This is a genomic window from Brevundimonas sp. LM2 (assembly GCF_002002865.1).
GTDB lineage: Bacteria > Pseudomonadota > Alphaproteobacteria > Caulobacterales > Caulobacteraceae > Brevundimonas.
The window spans coordinates 1,878,151-1,897,500 of record NZ_CP019508.1; the positions used below are offsets into that span (position 1 = coordinate 1,878,151).

Consider the following 19,350-nt stretch of genomic DNA (forward strand, 5'->3'; position numbering starts at 1 on the left):
GGCTCAGCCCCACGGGCCCGTGCGGGGCCGGTCCTGCGGCGGGGATTGCGTCTCCTGCTGGGCCTCATGCCGCGCCCTTCGCTGCGAGTCCCGCCACTTGAGCCAGCGGGCATGGCCCCGTTCCCGACCCAGCACGATCAGCCAGAGCGCCAGGGTGGCCAGAAGCGCGACGATGCTGGCGATCTGGGTCCCGTCCAGGGACGTTCCGAACAGTGTCATGGACGGGCCTCCCTGGCCGGGGCAGGGTCGGTTGCGCTGCCTTCCGGCTCGGATCCGGTGGCCAGTGCCTCGACGGCCGGGGCATCGGCCGGTGTCAGGGGCGCATCCCAACCGGTCTCGGGCGCCACCGGCGTCGAAGCCGCGCCCGGTCCGCGCTGTCGCGTGGCGAAGACGACGATGGCGACGCCGAAGATCAGCAGGCCGAGGACGATCAGGGTCGGGGTCATGGCAGGCTCCGTTCGGTCGGCTCAGTCTGAAGACGGAATGTGGCGCGGATCAGCCGGCCGTGGGCTCGCCGCGCGGATCGATCATCCGGTGCGCGTGCAGGATGAAATAGCGCATGTGGGCGTTGTCGACCGTGGCCTGGGCCCGGGCCTTCCAAGCGGCCTTGGCCTCGGCGTAGTTCGGAAAGGCCCCGACGAACTCGACCTTGGACAGGTCCCGGAACACCGGGGCGTCCAGATGGCGGAGCTCGCCGCCGATGACGAGGTGCAGCAGCTGGGGATCGGCGGCGTTGGGGGTCGGGGTCATGTCGGGCGTTTTCCGGATACGGCGAGAAGATCAGGTCGCCAGCGGGATAGGCGCTGTGCGGCGCAGGATCAACGGGTGCAGGGCCGGCGCGGAGCAGACCAGGCTGGACTGGCGCGGGTCGGGACGGTTGAACCGCCAGGCGCGGCCGTGGTGATCGCTGACCCGGGCCCCGGCCTCGGTGGCGATCAGGGCCCCGGCGCAGACGTCCCAGTCCCATTTCGGCGTCAGGGCGATGGCCGCGTCGAAGGCCCCCGACGCGACCAGGGCCATGCGGTAGGCCAGGGCGTTGCGCTTCTCATAGCGCATCGGCGGCCAGGGCTCGGGCCAGAGGGGCCCTTCCATCAGACGGGCGTCGGCCAGGACCGCCGCATCGTCCAGCGAATCGGCGTCCGAGGCGACGATCGGCCGGCCGTTCAGACGGGCCCCGCCGCCCAGGGTCGCTTCAAAGGTGTCGTTCAGGGACGGGACGTGGATCACCGCCGCGATCGGGACGCCGTCCTCGACGACCGCGATGGGCACGCACCACCAGGGCTGGCCTTTCATGAAGGCCCGGGTCCCGTCGATCGGATCGACGACGAACAGGCGAGACTTCGTCAGGCGATCGGAGGTGTCGGCGGTTTCTTCCGACAGCCAGCCATAGTCGGGCCGAGCGCCCAGCAGTTCGGCCTTCAGCATGGCGTCCACGGCCAAATCGGCGCTGGTGACGGGCGAACCGCCCACCTTGTGATCGATGCGCAGACCCCGCTCGCGCTCGGCCTCGGCCAGGGCCCCGGCGCGCAGGGCGGCGGCGCGGATCAGGTGCAGGTCCGAGCCGAGATCGGTCATTTGCCCGCGATGGCGACGCCGTCGATCAGGATCGACGGGCTGTTGAAACTGCCGCGGAACTCGAGGTCGGCGCCGGGGACCATCCGGGCCCACAGGTCGGTCAGCTTGCCGGCCACGGTGATCTCGCTGACCGGCCAGGCGATCTCGCCGTTCTCGAACCACAGGCCCGAGACGCCCGCCGACCAGTCGCCCGTATTCGCGTTCAGCGACGGGCCGAACATGGAGGTGATGATCAGGCCGGTGCCGGCCTGACGCATCAGGCCGTCGCGGTCGAGGTCGCCGGGCGTCAGGTGCAGGTTGTGGGTCGAGACGCCGGGCGGGCCGGCGAGGCCGCGCGAGGCGTGGCCGGTGCTCTGCAGACCGAGCTGGGCGGCGGCCGAGCCGTTCAGCAACCAGGTCGTCAGGACGCCGTCATCGACCAGGTTGCGGGCCTGAACCGGCGAACCCTCGTCGTCGAAAGGCGCGGACCCCAGACCCCGGACGCGAAACGGGTCCTCGACCAGGCTGACGCCGCGCGGCAGCACCCGATCGCCCATCCGGTCCTTGAGGAAGGAGGTGCCCCGGGCGATCGACGGGCCGGAAATGGCCCCGAGGAGCGGAGAGATGACCTGACCCGCCACGCGGCGGTCGAAGATCACGGCCGCCGTGGTCGAGGCGATCTTGCGCGGCGACAGGCGTTCGACGGCGCGGCGACCGGCCTCGGCGCCGATGCTGGCGGCGTCGGGCAGGTCGGCCAGCCAGCGGGTGGACCGGCTCTCGCCGCCCCGCTCCATGGCCCCGTCCCGCTCGGCGATGACCCCCGCGCCGAGGCCGAAGCCGGTCGCGCCATAGGCGCCGTCGAACCCTTCGGAGGTGACCAGACGCCAGCGGCTGGAGGCTGTGGAGGCATGCCCTCCCTCGGAGCGCGCGACGCCCGGGACGGCCAGGGCCGCCGCCTCGGCCTCCACCGCGACCTGTTCCAGCGCGGCGGCGGACCGTTCGGACGGGTCCTCCAGCTGGAGATCGGGGTAGGGTCCCCGGGCCTGCCGCTCGGCGGGGATCAGGCCGGCATAGGGGTCCTCGGGCGCGAGCCGGGCCATGGCCACGGCGCGTTCGACCAGGCGGGCCCGCGTGGCGGGGGACAGGTCCGAGGCCGAGACCGAGGCCTGGCGACGGCCGACGAAGACCCGCAGACCGAGATCGCGGCTTTCCTCGCGCTCGACGTCCTCCAGCCGGCCGTTGCGAACCCCCACGGAGAGGGAGGCGCGTTCGGCGGTCACCGCCTCGGCGGCGTCGGCCCCGGCGCGCAGGGCGGCGGCGACCAGATCATGGAGGATGTCGGGGGACGTCAGGCTGTCAGGCATGGCCCGATATGGCGGACCGGAGGCCCTGCCGCAACGGTGGGCGGCAGCGACGCCTCAGTGCGAACCGCCCACGAAGGCGTGGACGATCAGCATGCCCGCCGCCGCGATCAGGGCGGTGAAGGTCAGGGCCATGCCCACGACGCGTGCGAGGGTCGCCTTTTTTTCCGAGAGGCCTGCGGCATGGATCAGACGACCCAGAAACAGGGTGCCACCGACGGCGTGAAGGGGCCAGGCCGGCATGCCGAGCAGGGTCAGGATCGCCAGGGCCCCGATGCCGGCCGGGATGTATTCGGCGGCGTTGCCGAAGACCCGGGTGGCCAGAATCAGCTGCGCATTGCCCCCGTCCCCGATCACGATCCGGTTGGCCCGTCGCGCGCCGACGACCCGGATCGCCAGCACCACCATCAGCAGGATCAGCAGCCCGCTCCAGAGGGCGGCAGCCTGGGCCGGGGTCATGTCCATCGTCAGTTCTCGCGCGCGACCGGATACAGCCGGTAGCGGTCATCATAGAACGGAGTTCGCTCGTAGAACCACGACAATCTCGCGTCGCCGTTGGCGGCGAAGGCCGGGTCGGCGACGAGCTTCGCCTCGAACGCGGTCTTGAGTTCGGGATCGGCGGCCATCATGGCCTCGGCCAGCGGCGCGATGGCGTAGCCCTCGATGTATTCGACGCGGCTGAGGATCTCCGGGAAGAGGCCCCAGGCGTAGAAGCTCTCGGACGACTGCGGCTCCAACAGCAGTACGGCGATGTCGCCCAGCGGCTGGTCGGTCGGGATGCGGACGGAGCCGGGGGCGAAGGTCCAGTCGCGGCTCATCGGCGTGACGTCGGTGACGCTGGCCTGGACGTGACCCTCGTTGGCGCGAGGGGCCAGGGTCGGGTCGTTGAGGCGCAGCAGATCGACGGGCACCGTCCGGGGCGCGTCCAGGGTTTCCATCGTCAGGCCATGCAGGCGCAGCCGCTCGATCAGCTCGGTCCGATAGGCGGGGACCCAGTAGGCGGCGGGGCGGCGCAGGCTGAGCGAGGGGCGCGAGCCGTAGTAGGGCAGTTGCCAGACCTCGGGATCCGGCCGGCCCAGCCAGCGGATCTCCTGACGGCCGGAGGCGGGGCTGTCATAGGTTTCGTACAGCACGCCCTTGAAGGCGCGCGTCTGGTGCGGGACGGGGTCGGCCTCGAAATTGGCGGGGATCTCGGCGGGGCGCAGGGCCTGGTCGGCGGTGATGGCGGCGCGCAGGGGCCCCACCTGATCGGCCAGCAGCCGCAGCGAGGCCTCCATGAAGACATAGGTGCCCAGCACCCGTTGTTCGTAGGGTTTCAGGCTGTGGTTCTCGATCAGCACGGTCGGCACGTGGGCGGCGCTGCCCCAGCCGTTCGAGAACCGCTCGCCCAGGCCGCCGTCGTTCAGACCGGCGCGGGGGTTCTGGTCGTCGATGCCGAAGACCAGAGGACCGGGGATATGGCCCTGCGCCTCAAGCGCGTCGTTGAGGGCGGGCTTGAACACGTCGTCCAGCCAGGCGGACGAGGCCGGGGAGCGGCTGTAGCTGTCGAACTCGCCGTTGAAGCCGAAGGTGACGTCGTACTGGTAGTCCATCCCGTCGGTGACGTGGATGTCGAGATAGAGGTCGGGCTTCAACGTATTGATGAAGGTCCGCAGGGCCCGCATCTCGGGCTGGTCCAGCTTGAGGAAGTCGCGGTTCAGGTTCTGGTTGGTGCCGGTGTTGCGCCAGCCCTGGATTCGGGGACCGCGCTGGTTGGGCCGGCTGTAGGGGCCGGCGCGCTCGTGGCCGTCGACCGACAGGATGGGGATCAGTACGAGGTTGGCCTGGTCGATCAGCTCCCCCTTCGAGCCGAAGGCGATGTCGCGCAGCAGCATCATGCCCGCGTCCTTGCCGTCGATCTCGCCGGGGTGGATGCCGGCCTGGGCCAGCAGGACGGGCTTGGCCGGGTCGAGGGTCGCGCCGTCGCGGCTGGCGATCACGGCATAGATCGGACGGCCCTCGGGCGAGACGCCGAACGGCTCGATCCGGATCAGGTCGGAGGCGGCGTCGAGCCGGTCGAACCAGGCGCGGGTGGCGGCGTAGTCGGGGCTGAAGTCATGCGCCGGGTCGCGCTCGAAATCGGTGATCCAGGGGTTGGAGGCCTCCGCCAGCAGGGCGCGGCTAGCGCCGTCCCATGCCAGGGCGGGCGGCAGGAAGGGCTGGTCCCAGGGGGCGGTATTGGGGGCGGACTGGGACATGGCGGGGCTCGAACACAGGGCCGCGAGGGCGGAGAGGAGGAGGGCGGATCGCATGGGCCTTCTCATCCGCTGTCCATCCCCAGGAGGCAAGTCCGTCGGGCGACGGCGATCCGGAGTCATGCCTCGACCCTGGAGAAAACCATGACCCAGTTGGTCTCCCACGTCGCGCCATCGTCATAGGAGAAGGCCTGGCTCCATCGGGCGCTGGCCGGCCCGATGTCGGACCAGGTGAAGCGGGCGACGACGGGCCGATCGCCATTCATGTCCGGCCCCTGCAGGACGCAGCCCCCACCGTGGCTCAGGCGGTCAGGCTATTTCCATATCGGCGTTCCGTCACCCGGCAATCCGAGGCGGTCCCACATCTCCGACACCCGCTCAACGACGCCTGCGTCCATGCGGATCTCCTCGCCCCATTCGCGCTTCGTCTCGGGCGGCCATTTGTCGGTGGCGTCGAGGCCGATCTTGGAGCCGAGGCCGCTCTCGGGCGATGCGAAGTCCAGATAGTCGATCGGGGTGTTCTCGATCAGGGTGATGTCCCGGGCCGGGTCCATCTTGGTGGCCATGGCCCACATGACCTGTTTCCAGTCGCGGGCGTCGATGTCGTCGTCCACGACGATGACCCACTTCGTGTACATGAACTGGCGCAGATAGCTCCACACCCCCAGCATCACCCGCTTGGCATGGCCCGGATAGGCCTTCTTCATCGACACCACGGCGATGCGGTAGGAACAGCCCTCGGGCGGCAACCAGAAGTCGGTGATCTCCGGGAACTGGGCCCGCAGCAGGGGGATGAAGACCTCGTTCAGGGCCTCGCCCAGCACGCTGGGCTCGTCCGGCGGGCGGCCGGTGAAGGTGGTCAGATAGACGGGGTCACGGCGCATGGTGATGGCGCTGACCTGAAAGACGGGGAAGGTCTCGACCGAGTTGTAGTAGCCCGTGTGGTCGCCGTAAGGGCCTTCGGGCGCGTGCTCGTCCAGTAGGACGTGGCCCTCCAGCACGATCTCGGCCTGGGCGGGGACCATCAGGGGCACGGTCTTGCAGGCCACCAGCTCGGCCTTGGCCCCGCGCATCAGGCCGGCGAACTGGTATTCGCTGAGGGTGTCGGGCACCGGGGTGACGGCAGCCAGGATGGTGCCGGGGTCGGCTCCCAGGACGACGGCACAGGGCAGCGGGCCGGTCTTCTTCTTCTTGTGGCGGGCATAGTGCTGGGCCCCGCCGCGGTGGGCCAGCCAGCGCATGATGGCCTTGTCCTTGCCCAGCACCTGCATGCGGTAGATGCCGAGGTTGAAGTCGTCCTCGCGGTCGTCCGACGGGCCCTTGGTCACCACCAGACCCCAGGTGATCAGGGGGGCGGGCTCGCCGGGCCAGCAGGTCTGGATGGGGAGCTTGCCAAGGTCGATCTGGTCGCCCTTGAGCACGATCTCCTGCACCGGGGCGGACTTCACCACCTTGGGGCGCATGGCCAGGACGGATTGGGCCAGGGGCAGCATGTCCATGGCATCCGACAGACCCCTGGGCGGCGTGGGGTTCTTTAGAAACGCCAGGAGCTCGCCCACTTCCCTAAGTTCGGCGGCGGTGGTGCGGGACTTCTTGTCCAGGGTCACGCCCATGGCGACGCGTTTGACGGTGCCGAACAGATTGGCCAGGGCCGGGATCGGGCTGATCGAGCCGTCGGGCATGACCGGCTTCTCGAACAGGACCGCCGGGCCGCCGTTGCGGAGCAGGCGGGTCTGGATCTCGGTCATCTCCAGCACGGTGGAGACGGGCTCCCGGACCCTAACCAATTCGCCGGCGGCCTCCAGCTGGGCCATGAAGTCGCGCAGGGATTTGTAGGCCATGGGGCGGATTAGGACGGCGTGAGCGACCTGTCACCCTTGACCATCGCCGCCAGCCCGCGATCCAGTGCCGCAACGATCAGCCCCAGCACCAGGAAGAAGACCAGCAGCAGGCCAAAATTGATCAGGGCCGGCCCCCAGCCGAGCTCGCCGATGTCGATGAACCAGTAGGGATACCAGCCGATCAGCTGGCCGTGGATGACGGTGAAGACGCCGTAGAGCAGGGGATAGGCCAGCCACTTCACCGGATCGATCCAGCGTAGCCGGCCTTTGGGCACGAAGATCAGCCAGTCCAGCACGAAGGCGATCGGCATGACGGTGTGCAGGGCCTGGTTGGCCACGGCCAGCAGGCCCTGCGGGTTCCAGCTCGAGGCCAGCAGGGCGTGATAGATCAGGCCGACCACAGCGATGTACATGGCCAGGGCCGCGCGGACGCCCTCGCTGGCGGTCCAGCGCCCCAGCCGGCTGTCGGGGGCCAGGGCCGGGGCGGTCAGGGCCAGGGCGACCAGGATGTTGGTCAGGATGGTGAAATAGCTGAAGAAGACCACGGTCGAGCCCAACGCCGACCGCGTCCCGCCCTGCAGGGTCAAGACATACTGGGTGATCAGGGCGGCCCAGCCGACCAGGGCGAACGCGATCCGCCAGCCGCGGGCGGCGCCGTGCATCCGGGCGTCAGTCATGCGACCTCATCAATAGGCGCGGCTGTCCGAGACCAGAGCCCACATGGGCAGGCGCAGGCGGTGGGTGGCGGCGGCCAGCTGCAGCGTCGTCAGATGGGCTCGCCCCGCCTCGGCGCGGCGTTCCTCCTCCGGCGAGATCTTGAGGGCGGCGGCGACGGTCTCGACATCGACGCCCCGCTCCTCTCGCCAACGTTTCAAGCGGGCGCCGACCGCCGCGTCGTTCGGATCGATGCCGGGAAAACCAAGGACGGAACCCATGAGCGTTTCTCCACGCGCGCCTTGATCGGCGCGTCTGGGCTCAATCCTGATCCCACTGGAAGTCCTTGTCGAGCCAGTCGCCCAGACGACCGTCGGCGCGGGCCAAGGCGTGGATGCGCGCCATCTCGTCGTCGGACAGTTCGAAGTCCCAGATGGCGAAATTCTCAGCCGCCCGCTCGATCCGCGCCGTGCGCGGGATGGCGATGACGCCCTGCTGGACGAGCCAGCGCAGGGTGACCTGGCCGGCGGTCCGGCCGCGCGCCTGGGCGATATCGCCGATGACGGTGTCGTCGGCGATCTTGCCCTGGGCCAGGGGCGACCAGGCCGTGATCGAGGAGCCGAGCGCATCAGCCGTGTCGCGCAGGGTCTTCAGCGACAGATAGGGGTGGTATTCGACCTGGTTCGTGACCAGCCGCGCGGGCGACAGGCGCTGGGCCTCGCGGAACTGGCCGGACGGGAAGTTGGACACGCCGATCGAGCGCGTCAGGTTCTGATTCTTGGCCTCGTTCAGGGCGGCGATGGTCTCGGACATGGCCGGCTTGGCCTTGGGCCAGTGCAGCAGCAGCAGGTCGGGAGTGAAGCCGAGGCTGGCGGCCGATTCCTCGGCCTGGCGCAGCAGGGCGTCGCGTTCGAAATGGGCGGTCCAGATCTTGGTCGTCAGCCAGATGTCCTCGCGGGCCACGCCCGAGTCGCGGATGCCGTCGCCGACGGCGGCCTCGTTCTTGTAGATCCAGGCGGTGTCGATGTGGCGGTATCCGATCCGCAGCGCCTCGGCGACCATGCGGCGGGCATCCTCGGGCTCCAGCTGCCAGGTGCCGAAGCCCAGTTGCGGAATGGTCAGGCCGTCGACGGTCAGGGAGAGTTGATCGGACATCGGTTCGGAAGCTCCTACAGGCGGGGCAAAGCATATGGTGGCCATCGCCGGGTATGCCACCCAGGCCGGTGCGATCCATTCGCCGGCGGATCAGATCTTCAACGTCTCGCCGACGCGGAGGGTTTCGGCCGGCCGGAGCGGACCGGATCGATCCATCCGGAACCGACCGGACCAGTTCCCCGCAATGTGCCACAGACCCTCAATGCGCCGGCCTTCGTCGATCAGCGTCCCCGCATACTCGATCTGATTCGCGCCATCGGCGGGCGTCTTGGTGAAGGCCACCGCGTCGCCGGTCCGCATGCCTGCGAGCTCGGCCCTCCGGTCGGGACCCCCGCCGAGCGTATCCGGCTCGCCAACCCAGCCGGTGATCACTCCCGCCCGATCGATCAGCTCGGCCACGAAGGCGGTCGGCGGATACAGGTCGTCCGGATTGTCGGGGTGGTCGTCCGGGTAGAAATAGATGCCCGTCCAGCTGCCGGCCACGCTCTGGGTCATAGCGGCACATAGGTCTTGGACACCCGCTTCGGCACCAGCGTCAGCCAGCGCGCCTCCAGCGTCTTCCTCAGCCAGACCGGATCGACGGTGGCCAGTCGGGCCAGGACGATCGGATAGCCGCGGTAGTGGTCGATGATATGGAAGGTCTCGGGCTCGGCCTCCATCAGCAGGTCGCGGTGATCCAGGCTGTCGACATAGACGACCAGGCTGTCGTCCTCGGGCCGCAGGCGGACGAAGAACTTTCCGCTGGCCTTGAAGGACGGCATGCCGTGGGAGGTGCCCTCCGCGGTCTCCGGGAAGCTCAGGGCCAGGGCGTGGAGCTCGGACGGGGTCATGGCGACAGACTGGCACGCCGCGGCCTGCGACGAAAAGTACCCGGAGGTCGGAGACCGCCGGTTGCCTCGCGCGCCGGGCTCGCCTAGGTCCGGGCGGTGAGCCTAGAACCCCTTCCCGATGAACCGGTCCGGCCGACGGACGCCGCCGCGTACCGGCGGGCCCTGGGGGCGTTCGCGACGGGCGTCTGCGTGGTCACCGCCGACACCCCGGCCGGGCCTCTGGGGATCACGATCAACTCCTTCACCTCCGTCTCGCTGACGCCTCGGCTGGTGCTGTGGTGCCTGGACGAGAAGTCCGAGCGCTGGGCGCCGTTCTCGGCCGCCGACCGGTTCGCCATCCATGTGCTGGACGCGGGGTCGCAGGCCCTGTCGAACCGGTTCGCCAAGGGGGTCGGTCAGCTGTCCGACGGCGAGTACGAGCGCGTCGAGAGCGCGGCGCCCCGGCTGTCCGGCGCGGTGGCGCGGTTCGACTGCCGCACCTACGACCGGGTCCAGATGGGCGATCACATGATCATCGTCGGCGAGGTCGAGGGCTTCGAGGCCGTGGACGGACCGACCCTGACCTATTTCCGCGGCCAGTACGGTCGGGCGGGAGACCAATGAAGATCGGCTTCGCGGGCCTGGGCGTCATGGGCGGGCCGATGGCGCGGCATCTGGCGGCGGCGGGTCATCGGGTCGCGGGCTATAACCGGTCGCCTGACAAGGCCCGGGCCTGGGCCGAGGCGAACGGCGGCGTGTTCGCCGCGACGGTGGCCGAAGCCTGCGAGGGGGCGGACCTGCTGATCCTGTGCGTCGGCAAGGACGACGACGTTCGTCAGGTCGTGACCGAGGCGGTCGAGGCCCTGCCGAAGGGCGCGGTCGTGGTCGACCACACGACCACCTCGGCCCGGATCGCGCGCGAGATGGCGGCGCTGTGCGTTGCCCACGACCTGGCCTTCGTCGATGCCCCGGTGTCGGGCGGACAGGCGGGGGCCGAGAACGGCCAGCTGAGCGTCATGGCGGGCGGCGAGGCGGCGGCGCTGGACACGGCGCGGCCGGCGGTCATGGCCTATGCCAAGGCGATCCAGCACATGGGGCCCCCGGGGTCCGGCCAGCTGACCAAGATGGTCAACCAGATCGCCATCGCCGGCGTGGTCCAGGGCCTGGCCGAGGCGGTCCATTTCGCCCAGATGGCGGGGCTGGATACCGACGCGGCGTATGACGCCATCTCCAAGGGCGCGGCCCAGTCCTGGCAGATGGACAACCGCTGGAAGACGGCGGCGGCGGGCCAGTTCGAATTCGGCTTCGCCGTCGACTGGATGCGCAAGGACCTGGGGCTGGTGCTGGACGAGGCGCGCGACAACGGGGCGCGTCTGGCCCTGACGGCCCTGGTCGACCAGTTCTATGCCGAGGTTCAGGCCTTGGGCGGAAACCGCTGGGACACCTCCAGCCTGGCCGCGCGGCTGCAGGGGCCCTAGGGGGCAGCCACTCTCAAGGCCGTCGTGATCACGATCTTCGGGTCCAGCATCTGGCCCCGCATGAATCCGTCGCCTTCGGTCGGAGAGGTGGGAGCGGTCAGGATGTCCCGCACGATGTCCATGCCTTCCACCACCCGGCCGAACACGGCAAAGCCGTCGGCATCGACCGAAAAGGGGCGGCCGGCGTCATAGGACGGGGTCGGCCCAACCGAGACGAAGAAGTCGCCCGTGGCCGTGCCCGGCGCGTAGCGAGCCATGGAAACCGCGCCGTCGACATGGCTGAGGCCGGTGACCGTCGTGGGCTCGTGGGCGATCGGGGGCAGGACGCGGTCGGGGTCGTTGTTGACGCCGCCCTGGACCAGGCCCTGGCCGGGTCCGGCCTGCATGGCGCGGTATAAGGTCGTGCCGTCCAGCCTATGCTCGTCCACATAGCGCAGGAAGTTGGCGGCGGTGATCGGGGCCTTTTCGGTCTCGACCTCGATGACAATGCGGCCGGCGGAGGTCTCCAGCAGGACGCGGGGCAGGGGGGCAGCGGGCGTGTCCTGGGCCGCCGCGAGGACGGGCCAGAGGAGGACAGCGGCGAGGGCGAGGAGGGTGCGTCTCAGCATGGACAGCAGGCTAGGGCGGTCGCTGGGGGGACACAAGCGACTGGTCGGTCCTCAGGCATCCCGCTCCCACCCGGTGTCTCAGTGTCTCAGCGGTTCCAGCCCGGAGCCGGTGCCCCTCGCAGCAGACCCTCGGTGCTCAGGTCTTCATCCACGTCCGGCCAGTGGATGCCGTATCCCGCCCCGGAGATCTCCCAGTTGGCCCGCTGTTCCGGCGTGGCCTTGCTGAGGCGCGGGTACCAGACGATCGGCGCGGCGATGGCGCGCCCGTCGCGCAGTTCGACAACCAGTCGCTCATGATCGATCGACACCGACTTGACGCGGGCGTCGGCGGTTTCACTGTGTGCCAAAGAAGTCATGCCAACCTTTCCGGAGCATCGCCCGATGCTCCCGCACCAAGCTTTGTATCACGTTCAACTCCCGGGCCGAAAATCCGATGTTGGAAGCGACGGAGACGTCGTGCAGCCATACCTTGGCCGACCGATCATCCCTGTCGATATGCACATGGGGCGGCTCGTTCGGCTCGCTGCTGTAGAAATAGAGGCGATAAGGCCCACTCCTCAGCAACGTCGGCATCATCAGTCCCCCAGCAGCCTCGCCGCCTGGGGCGCGAAATAGCTGAGCACTCCGGCGCAGCCGGCGCGCTTGAACCCGTGCAGGGTCTCCAGGATGGCGCGGTCCTGGTCCAGCCAGCCGTTGGCGATCGAGGCCTGCATCATCGCGTATTCGCCGCTGACCTGGTAGGCGAAGGTCGGCAGTTTGAAGGTCTCGGACACGCGCTGGACGATGTCGAGATAGGGCATGCCGGGCTTGACCATGACCATGTCGGCCCCCTCGGCGATGTCCATGGCCACCTCTTTCAGGGCCTCGTTGGAGTTGGCGTAGTCCATCTGATAGGTCTTCTTGTCGCCGGTCAGCTGTTTCGCCGAGCCGACCGCGTCGCGGTAGGGGCCATAGAAGGCCGAGGCGAATTTGGCGGCGTAGGACAGGATCAGGGTGTCGTGGAAGCCGTTGGCCTCCAGCGCCTCGCGGATGGCCTGGACCCGGCCGTCCATCATGTCGGAGGGGGCCACCACGTCTGCCCCGGCGTGGGCGTGGATGAAGGCCTGTTCGGCCAGGCGTTCCAGGCTGGCGTCGTTGACGATCCGCCCGTCCTCCATGACCCCGTCGTGGCCGTGGTCGGTGTAGCAGTCCAGCGCCACGTCGGTCATGACGCCGATCTCGGGCGCGGCGTCCTTGATGGCGCGGATACAGTCGGGGATCAGGCCGTCCGGGTCGGTCGCCCCGGTGCCGATCGCGTCCTTAATCGCGCCGTCCACGTTCGGAAACAGGGCCACCATCGGGATGCCCAGGTCGCGCGCCTCGACGGCGGCGGCGGCGGCGGCCCTGGGCGACAGGCGGAAGACGCCGGGCATGGAGGCGACCGGCACGCGATCATCCGCCCCGTCATGGACGATCAGCGGCCAGACCAGGTCGGACGGCGTCAGGGTGGTCTCGGCCACCAGGCGGCGGATCCACGGCTGGCTGCGCAGCCGGCGCGGGCGGGCGAGAGGATAGGGGGCGGGGGAGAAGGGCAGGGTCATGCAGGGTGCTTATCGCACCGCCTCGCTTGCGTCATCCGTCCGCGCATGCGGCGACGCCGACCGCAGGCTTTGGATGACGCCGGGGTGACCCGCCGCTAGAACCTCGGAAAAAGCCATAACGGGAGCCCCCATGGATTTCGCCCTCACCGACGACCAGCGTGCCATCCAGGACGCGGCCCGCGCCTTCGCGGACGTGGAACTGGCCCCGCACAGCGCCGAGTGGGACGAGACCAAGCACTTCCCGGTCGACGTCATGCGCCGGGCCGCCGAGACGGGCTTCGCCGCCATCTACACCGGCGAAGAGCACGGCGGCATGGCCTTGGGGCGCGTCGAGGCGGCGGTGATCTTCGAGGAGCTGTCGCGCGGCGACGTGTCGACGGCGGCCTTCATCTCGATCCACAACATGGCGACCTGGATGATCGACCGGTTCGGGTCCGACGACCTGCGCGCGCGATACGTGCCGCGCCTGGCGACGATGGAACTGATCGCCTCCTACTGCCTGACCGAGCCCGGCTCGGGGTCGGACGCGGCGGCCATGAGGACCTCGGCGACGCGCGACGGCGACGCCTGGGTGCTGAACGGCTCCAAGGCCTTCATCTCGGGGGCGGGGACGTCGGACGTCTATGTCGTCATGGCGCGAACCGGCGAGGCTGGCCCCAAGGGGATTTCGGCCTTTGTGGTCGAGAAGGACACGCCGGGCCTCAGCTTCGGGGCGCAGGAGAAGAAGATGGGCTGGAACAGCCAGCCCACCGCCATCGTCCAGTTCGACGACTGCCGCGTGCCGGCCGCGAACCTGCTGGGCATGGAGGGCGACGGGTTTCGGTATGCGATGATGGGGCTGGACGGCGGGCGGCTGAACATCGCGGCCTGTTCGATCGGCGGCGCGCGGCTGGCGCTGGAGACCGCCCAGGCCTACGTCGCCAGCCGCAAACAGTTCGGCAAGGCCCTGGCCGAGTTCCAGAACACCCAGTTCAAACTGGCCGACATGGCGACCGCCTTGGAGGCGGCCCGGCTCATGGTCCTGCGCGGGGCCTGGGCGCTGGACACCCGCCATCCCGAGGCCACCAAATGGTGCGCCATGGCCAAGCGGATGGCGACCGACGCCTGTTTCGACATCGCCGACGAGGCGCTGCAACTGCACGGCGGCTACGGCTATCTGAAGGACTATCCGCTGGAGCGGATCGTGCGGGATCTGCGGGTGCACCGGATCCTGGAGGGCACGAACGAGATCATGCGCGTCATCACCGCGCGGGAGATGATGCGGCAGTGAAGGATCCCGCTGGCCGAGGGTCGGCCGCTGGATCGACATCACAAAAGCTGCTATTCTGACCATAATGGTCAGGAGTTCGAAATGCGCGAAGTGGGTATCCTGGAGGCCAAGACGGGGCTGTCCGGACTGGTCGCCGATGTCGAACGCACCGGAGAAGCCGTGGTTCTGACGCGCCATGGCCGAGCCGCCGCGAAGATCGTACCCATCGACCGATCGCCCAAGACAGCCTCACGTGATCGCGCCGAGGTCGTTCGGGACATCCTGGCAAGGCGTGACGCCCGACCTGTACTCTCCGACTGGGAACCGCTGAGCTGGGATGTCTTGAAGCGGATCGCGCGAAATGAAGATCGTCACAATTGACGCATCGGCCGCCGCGAGCTGGCTCTTGCCGATGCAGCGAACGTCGGCGGCGGACCGTTTTCTTGTCGATGATCAGCCGCGCCGGCTGATCGCCCCGGACATCTTCGCGTGGGAAATCGGCAATCTGCTGGCCCGCAACGCGAGGCGTAACGCGCAAGCCGCGGCAAACTATCTTCAGGATCTCGATGCCCTGGATATCCATGTCACGGCTCCGCGGAATAGCGAGTCAGTTCTGGGGCTGGTGGACTTCGCGGCGAGGGAGGGCTTGAGCCTTTTCGACGCGGCCTATCTTTTCCTATGTCTGGAGCGTGGTGCAGCCCTGGCTTCGCGTGACGGGCAGCTGTTGGAGCGCGCGCACGCCGCCGGCGTGGACGTGTTCGATCTTCGCGACTAAGCGAGCGCCATGAGTTCCGAACCTGAAGTCATGACCCGCGTCGAAAACGGCGTCGGCCGCATCACCCTGAACCGGCCCAAGGCCCTGCACGCACTGAACCTGGGAATGTGCGAGCTCATGACGGCGGCGCTTCTGGACTGGCGCGATGACGACGCGGTCCGGTCGGTGCTGATCGACCACGCGGGCGAGCGCGGGTTCTGCGCCGGGGGCGACATCCGCATGATCGCCGAGAGCGGAGCCACCGATGGGGCCGAGGCACGGGCCTTCTTTCAGACTGAGTACCGGCTGAACCATCTGCTGTTCACCTGGCCCAAGCCGGTTACGGCGATCGTGGACGGGATCGTTATGGGGGGCGGAGTCGGGATCTCCGAACCGGCCAAGGTGCGGATCGCGACCGAGCGGACGACCTATGCGATGCCGGAGACGGGGATCGGCCTGTTCCCCGATGTCGGCGGCAGCTGGTTCCTGCCGCGCCTGCCGGGTGAGAGCGGAACGTGGCTGGCGCTGACCGGGGCGCGGCTGAAGGCGGCGGATACGGTGGCTCTGGGCATCCATTCGCATTTCGTCTCATCGGCGGAAGTCGAGGCGCTCAAGGCGGCTCTGCTGTCGGACGGCCCCGAGGCCGTGGCGGGTCACGCCACAGACGCAGGACCCGCGCCGCTGGAGCCCCACCGCGAGGCCATCGACCGGCTGTTCGCCCATGACACAGTCGAGGCCATCGTCGCCGCCCTTGCGGCCGACGGGTCGGACTGGGCCCTGGCGCAGCAGGCGGTCCTGAAGACCAAGTCGCCGACCTCTCTGAAGGTCACCCTGCGGCAGATGCGTCTGGGCCGGGCGATGAGCGACTTCGCCGAGGCCCTGGCGATGGAATACCGGCTGGGCGGGCGGATCATCGGCGGTCACGACTTTCAGGAGGGGGTCCGGGCCGTGATCGTCGACAAGGACAATGCCCCGCGCTGGTCCCCGGCCACCCTGGACACGGTCGACGACGCGGCGGTCGAGGCCCTGTTCGCGCCTCTCCCGGACGGCGAGGACTGGACGCCGCTCGCCTGATCCGGCTTGCATCCCGCCGCGGCGTCGCGCGTAAGTAGGCCACCGCTGTTCGAGGATCCTCCGATGCTGAAATCGACCCTGTTCGCCGTCTCCGCCCTGGTCCTGTTGGGGGTGGCCTCGGGCTGCGCTAGCCAGGTCGCCGTCACCGATCCTGACGAACGCGCCTCGGCGGTCGTGCAGGACTACGCCCTGGCCATCGCCGACCCGCTTCGACCGGCCTCGGAGGTCGAGCGCGATCCGCTGCGCAAACCCGCCGAGATGCTGGCCTTCGCCGAGATCCAGGGCGGCGAGCGGATCGCCGACGTGCGGCCGGAGGAGGGCTATTTCAGCCGCCTGTTCGCCCGCGCCGTGGGGCCGGAGGGCCGGGTCTATGCGGTCGTGCCGAACCAAACGGCGGCGCGCGAGAACGCCTTCGCCGACACCCTGGCGACGGACTATCCGAACGTGACGCGGGTCACCGGTGCCCTGGAGGACCTAACCTTTCCCGAGCCGCTGGACGTGGTCTTCATGGGCCAGGAATACCACGACTTCGTCATCCCGCGCTTCGGCGTCGACGTGGCGAAGATGAACGCGGCGGTGTTCGCGGCCCTGAAGCCGGGCGGCATCTATGTGATCCTGGACCACCAGGCGGCCCCGGGCGCGGGCACCGCGGTCGTCGGCACGCTGCACCGGATCGAGGGCTCGGCCCTGCGCGCCCAGGTCGAGGCGGCCGGGTTCGTCTTCGACGGCGAGACCAGGGTCGTCCGCAACCCCGAGGACGACCACAGCCTGTCGGTGTTCGACGAGGCGATCCGGGGCCGGTCCGACCAGTTCGTCTATCGCTTTAGAAAGCCAAACTAGGCCTCGCGCGTCTCGTACATCTGCATCGAGGCTCCGCCGGTGGCGAAATTCCCCACGTCGGCGGCGGCGGCCTGACCCTCGGGGCTGGCCAGGGCGGCGTGGAGATCGGCCAGGCTGTCGAAGGTGAGGATGGCGATGCTGTGGACGCCGGACGGGCCTTCGGGCGTGTTGACCGGCCCGTCGCTGAGCTCGAACCGGCGCAGACCCTGGATCTCGCGCGCCAACGGCACGTGGACGTCGCGGTAGTGGGCGTCGAAGGCGGCGGGGTCGGTCGGGGTCCCGTAGGTGACGACGAGTTGGGCCAAGAGGGCCTCCTTCACAGAGCTGATCGCGGCTTCGTGTGCCTGTCATCCTGACAGGCACGTCCGGCCAAGCTAAAAGATGGTCGCGCCATCCCGGCGTTCAAGGAGGTTTCGATGCGTCGATCGCTCGCCTTTCTGCTGACCGGGGCCGTCTCGGCCGCCCTTCTGATCTCGACCGGGGCCATGGCCCCCCCGCCGCAGGACGCGGCCGCCTATGCCGCCGTCCTGACCGACCCCGACCGGCCCGAGACGGATCGGGCCCGCGACGCCGCCCGCAAGACCGCCGAGGTCCTGGCCTTCGCCGAGGTGGAGCCCGGCCAGACCGTCGGCGACATGATCATCGGCGGCGGCTATTTCACCCGGGTGTTCGCCAGCGCCGTGGGCGAAACGGGCCGGGTGGTCGCCTGGCAGCCGGCCGAGTTCATCGGCTTCCAGGCCAGCTACGGCGAGGCGATCGCGGCGGCGGACGCCATGGACACCGTCGAGGGCCTCCGCTCGCCGATCGGCGCGCCGGCGTTCCCGCAGGGCCTGGACCTGGTCTTCACCGCCCAGAACTATCACGACCTGCACCTCAAGCCCTTCGCGACCGATACGGCGTCCAAGGTCAATGCGGCGGTGTTCGCGGCGCTGAAGCCGGGCGGCCTCTATGTCATCGTCGACCACGCGGCCCTGCCGGGGGCCGGGCTGGAGGCGGCAGACAGCCTGCACCGAATCGACGTGGCCGACGTCAAGCGCGAGGTCGAGGCGGCGGGCTTCGTGCTGGAGGCGGAGAGCGCCATCCTGGCCAATCCGGCCGATCCCCACACCGCCAACGTGCTCGATCCCGCGATCCGGGGCCAGACCGACCAGTTCATGCTGCGGTTCAGAAAACCGGCCTGACGGTCTGGCGGGGGCCGGGGCGAGGGTCTAACCCGAAAGAAAAATCGCTTTCGGGAGAGACGTCATGGCCGCCACCAAGGTCGCCTTCATCGGGCTGGGAAACATGGGCGGCGCTATGGCCGCCAACCAGGCGAAGGCCGGCCACGCGGTGGCGGCCTTCGACCTGTCTGCCGGGGCGCTGGAGCGGGCCGGGGCGGCGGGCTGCACGCCGGTGGCCTCGGTCGCCGAGGCGGTGCGCGACGCCGAGGTCGTCATCACCATGCTGCCCGCCGGTCCGCATGTGCTGAAGGTCTATTCCGAGCAGATCATCGGCGTGGCCCCGTCCTCGGCCCTGCTGCTGGACTGTTCGACCATCGATGTGGACACGGCCCGCGCCGTGGCCGGGCTGGCGCGCGAGGGGGGCTATGCCTTCGCCGACGCCCCGGTTTCGGGCGGCACCATGGCGGCGGAGGCGGGGACCCTGGCCTTCATGGTCGGCTGCGACGACGCGGACTTCCCGAGCATTGAGGGGGCGCTGGAACCCATGAGCCGCGCCACCTTCCGCGCCGGCGACCACGGGGCCGGGCAGGCGGCCAAGATCTGCAACAACATGATCCTGGGAATCACCATGCTGGGGACCTGCGAGGCGATCGCCCTGGCGGAGAAGCTAGGGCTGGACCCGGTGAAGATGTTCGACATCGTCGCCAAGTCGTCGGGCCAGAGCTGGTCGGTGACGACCTACTATCCCTGGCCCGGCCCCGTTCCGACCGCGCCGTCGAACCGCAACTACGAGGGTGGGTTCGCGACGGCCATGATGCTGAAGGACCTGAAGCTGGCCCAGGACGCGGCGGCCAAGGCCGGGGCTTCGACGCCGCTGGGGGCCCAGTCCGAGGCCCTGTTCCAACTGTTCGATCGGCTGGGCTATGGCGCTCGGGACTTCTCCGGGATCCTGCAGATGCTGCGCGGCAAGCTCGATGATCTGCCGAAGACTTGATGCGA

The 19,350-nt window shown here is 69.2% G+C and carries 28 protein-coding genes; 9 read left to right on the top strand and 19 right to left on the bottom strand.

Annotation, left to right across the window (positions count from 1 at the left end):
• Window positions 1–3 precede the first annotated feature (3 nt).
• The 14 genes from BZG35_RS09230 to BZG35_RS09290 all read right to left on the bottom strand — a co-directional run bounded on the left by BZG35_RS09230 (window position 4) and on the right by BZG35_RS09290 (window position 9,629).
• Window positions 4–219 carry a hypothetical protein gene (locus tag BZG35_RS09230; RefSeq protein ID WP_077355385.1) on the bottom strand — a complete coding sequence of 72 codons (216 nt, stop codon included), beginning with the start codon at window positions 217–219 and terminating at the stop codon, window positions 4–6.
• Window positions 216–446, bottom strand: coding sequence for a hypothetical protein (locus BZG35_RS09235; protein ID WP_077355386.1), 231 nt, complete (start codon window positions 444–446; stop codon window positions 216–218). Before BZG35_RS09235 ends, BZG35_RS09230 begins: the two co-directional genes overlap by 4 nt.
• Before the next feature lie 49 nt (window positions 447–495).
• Window positions 496–750 carry a DUF4170 domain-containing protein gene (locus BZG35_RS09240; RefSeq protein ID WP_077355387.1) on the bottom strand — a complete coding sequence of 85 codons (255 nt, stop codon included), beginning with the start codon at window positions 748–750 and terminating at the stop codon, window positions 496–498.
• A 30-nt stretch (window positions 751–780) separates the two neighbouring features.
• Complete coding sequence (locus BZG35_RS09245; protein ID WP_077355388.1) at window positions 781–1,575, bottom strand: 3'(2'),5'-bisphosphate nucleotidase CysQ; 795 nt, start codon at window positions 1,573–1,575, stop codon at window positions 781–783.
• The gene (locus tag BZG35_RS09250; protein WP_077355389.1) at window positions 1,572–2,918 is read right to left on the bottom strand and encodes a TldD/PmbA family protein; all 1,347 of its coding nucleotides are present in this window, start codon (window positions 2,916–2,918) and stop codon (window positions 1,572–1,574) included. Before BZG35_RS09250 ends, BZG35_RS09245 begins: the two co-directional genes overlap by 4 nt.
• 54 nt (window positions 2,919–2,972) lie before the next feature.
• Window positions 2,973–3,380: an MAPEG family protein gene (locus BZG35_RS09255; protein WP_077355390.1), complete on the bottom strand. Its 408-nt coding sequence runs from the start codon at window positions 3,378–3,380 to the stop codon at window positions 2,973–2,975.
• A gap of 2 nt (window positions 3,381–3,382) precedes the next feature.
• Window positions 3,383–5,206: a M14 family metallopeptidase gene (locus BZG35_RS09260; protein WP_077355391.1), complete on the bottom strand. Its 1,824-nt coding sequence runs from the start codon at window positions 5,204–5,206 to the stop codon at window positions 3,383–3,385.
• A 62-nt stretch (window positions 5,207–5,268) separates the two neighbouring features.
• On the bottom strand, window positions 5,269–5,415 hold the full coding sequence (locus BZG35_RS17945; protein WP_171981925.1) for a hypothetical protein: 147 nt from the start codon (window positions 5,413–5,415) through the stop codon (window positions 5,269–5,271).
• A 48-nt stretch (window positions 5,416–5,463) separates the two neighbouring features.
• Entirely contained in the window at window positions 5,464–6,990 is a 1,527-nt protein-coding gene (locus BZG35_RS09265) for a UbiD family decarboxylase (protein WP_077355392.1), read from the bottom strand.
• Window positions 6,991–6,998: 8 nt separating this feature from the next.
• The gene (locus BZG35_RS09270; protein WP_150125995.1) at window positions 6,999–7,667 is read right to left on the bottom strand and encodes a Pr6Pr family membrane protein; all 669 of its coding nucleotides are present in this window, start codon (window positions 7,665–7,667) and stop codon (window positions 6,999–7,001) included.
• A gap of 9 nt (window positions 7,668–7,676) precedes the next feature.
• A complete protein-coding gene (locus BZG35_RS09275) occupies window positions 7,677–7,925 on the bottom strand; it encodes a helix-turn-helix domain-containing protein (RefSeq protein WP_077355394.1) in 249 nt (82 codons plus the stop codon).
• A gap of 40 nt (window positions 7,926–7,965) precedes the next feature.
• Window positions 7,966–8,799, bottom strand: a complete 834-nt coding sequence (locus tag BZG35_RS09280; RefSeq protein ID WP_077355395.1) for an aldo/keto reductase — start codon at window positions 8,797–8,799, stop codon at window positions 7,966–7,968.
• A 90-nt stretch (window positions 8,800–8,889) separates the two neighbouring features.
• A complete protein-coding gene (locus BZG35_RS09285; RefSeq protein WP_077355396.1) occupies window positions 8,890–9,294 on the bottom strand; it encodes a hypothetical protein in 405 nt (134 codons plus the stop codon).
• On the bottom strand, window positions 9,291–9,629 hold the full coding sequence (locus BZG35_RS09290) for an MmcQ/YjbR family DNA-binding protein (protein WP_077355397.1): 339 nt from the start codon (window positions 9,627–9,629) through the stop codon (window positions 9,291–9,293). The genes BZG35_RS09285 and BZG35_RS09290 overlap by 4 nt, the downstream gene beginning before the upstream one ends.
• A gap of 96 nt (window positions 9,630–9,725) precedes the next feature.
• On the opposite strand from BZG35_RS09290, the gene BZG35_RS09295 reads away from it, so the two are divergent.
• Complete coding sequence (locus BZG35_RS09295; protein ID WP_077355398.1) at window positions 9,726–10,232, top strand: flavin reductase family protein; 507 nt, start codon at window positions 9,726–9,728, stop codon at window positions 10,230–10,232.
• Window positions 10,229–11,086 (top strand): NAD(P)-dependent oxidoreductase, encoded by an 858-nt coding sequence (locus tag BZG35_RS09300; protein WP_077355399.1) that lies wholly within the window; start codon window positions 10,229–10,231, stop codon window positions 11,084–11,086. Before BZG35_RS09295 ends, BZG35_RS09300 begins: the two co-directional genes overlap by 4 nt.
• On the opposite strand, the gene BZG35_RS09305 is transcribed toward BZG35_RS09300, so the two are convergent.
• From BZG35_RS09305 to hemB, 4 genes are all read right to left on the bottom strand, one after another.
• Window positions 11,083–11,694 carry a peptidylprolyl isomerase gene (locus BZG35_RS09305; protein WP_077355400.1) on the bottom strand — a complete coding sequence of 204 codons (612 nt, stop codon included), beginning with the start codon at window positions 11,692–11,694 and terminating at the stop codon, window positions 11,083–11,085. The two genes, BZG35_RS09300 and BZG35_RS09305, sit on opposite strands and share 4 nt — an antisense overlap.
• A gap of 86 nt (window positions 11,695–11,780) precedes the next feature.
• On the bottom strand, window positions 11,781–12,050 hold the full coding sequence (locus tag BZG35_RS09310) for a DUF2442 domain-containing protein (RefSeq protein ID WP_077355401.1): 270 nt from the start codon (window positions 12,048–12,050) through the stop codon (window positions 11,781–11,783).
• Window positions 12,028–12,270, bottom strand: coding sequence for a DUF4160 domain-containing protein (locus BZG35_RS18385; RefSeq protein WP_371454777.1), 243 nt, complete (start codon window positions 12,268–12,270; stop codon window positions 12,028–12,030). The genes BZG35_RS09310 and BZG35_RS18385 overlap by 23 nt, the downstream gene beginning before the upstream one ends.
• Window positions 12,270–13,274, bottom strand: coding sequence for a porphobilinogen synthase (gene hemB / locus BZG35_RS09320; protein ID WP_077355402.1), 1,005 nt, complete (start codon window positions 13,272–13,274; stop codon window positions 12,270–12,272). Before hemB ends, BZG35_RS18385 begins: the two co-directional genes overlap by 1 nt.
• 130 nt (window positions 13,275–13,404) lie before the next feature.
• Between hemB and BZG35_RS09325 the strand changes: the two genes are divergently transcribed.
• The 5 genes from BZG35_RS09325 (at window position 13,405) to BZG35_RS17950 (ending at window position 17,191) form a co-directional block, all read left to right on the top strand.
• On the top strand, window positions 13,405–14,544 hold the full coding sequence (locus BZG35_RS09325; RefSeq protein WP_077355403.1) for an acyl-CoA dehydrogenase family protein: 1,140 nt from the start codon (window positions 13,405–13,407) through the stop codon (window positions 14,542–14,544).
• An 81-nt stretch (window positions 14,545–14,625) separates the two neighbouring features.
• Complete coding sequence (locus tag BZG35_RS09330) at window positions 14,626–14,904, top strand: type II toxin-antitoxin system Phd/YefM family antitoxin (protein WP_077355404.1); 279 nt, start codon at window positions 14,626–14,628, stop codon at window positions 14,902–14,904.
• Window positions 14,885–15,298, top strand: coding sequence for a type II toxin-antitoxin system VapC family toxin (locus BZG35_RS09335; protein ID WP_077355405.1), 414 nt, complete (start codon window positions 14,885–14,887; stop codon window positions 15,296–15,298). Before BZG35_RS09330 ends, BZG35_RS09335 begins: the two co-directional genes overlap by 20 nt.
• A gap of 9 nt (window positions 15,299–15,307) precedes the next feature.
• Window positions 15,308–16,351 carry an enoyl-CoA hydratase/isomerase family protein gene (locus tag BZG35_RS09340; RefSeq protein ID WP_077355406.1) on the top strand — a complete coding sequence of 348 codons (1,044 nt, stop codon included), beginning with the start codon at window positions 15,308–15,310 and terminating at the stop codon, window positions 16,349–16,351.
• Window positions 16,352–16,414: 63 nt separating this feature from the next.
• Window positions 16,415–17,191 (top strand): class I SAM-dependent methyltransferase, encoded by a 777-nt coding sequence (locus BZG35_RS17950; protein ID WP_077355407.1) that lies wholly within the window; start codon window positions 16,415–16,417, stop codon window positions 17,189–17,191.
• Here BZG35_RS17950 and BZG35_RS09350 read toward each other — a convergent pair.
• Window positions 17,188–17,496 carry an EthD family reductase gene (locus BZG35_RS09350; protein ID WP_077357997.1) on the bottom strand — a complete coding sequence of 103 codons (309 nt, stop codon included), beginning with the start codon at window positions 17,494–17,496 and terminating at the stop codon, window positions 17,188–17,190. The genes BZG35_RS17950 and BZG35_RS09350 overlap by 4 nt on opposite strands.
• Before the next feature lie 111 nt (window positions 17,497–17,607).
• Here BZG35_RS09350 and BZG35_RS09355 point away from each other — a divergent pair, with 111 nt between their 5' ends.
• Together BZG35_RS09355 and mmsB are read left to right on the top strand one after the other, a co-directional pair.
• Window positions 17,608–18,372 carry a class I SAM-dependent methyltransferase gene (locus BZG35_RS09355; protein ID WP_077355408.1) on the top strand — a complete coding sequence of 255 codons (765 nt, stop codon included), beginning with the start codon at window positions 17,608–17,610 and terminating at the stop codon, window positions 18,370–18,372.
• A 64-nt stretch (window positions 18,373–18,436) separates the two neighbouring features.
• A complete protein-coding gene (mmsB, locus tag BZG35_RS09360) occupies window positions 18,437–19,345 on the top strand; it encodes a 3-hydroxyisobutyrate dehydrogenase (protein ID WP_077355409.1) in 909 nt (302 codons plus the stop codon).
• Window positions 19,346–19,350 lie beyond the last annotated feature (5 nt).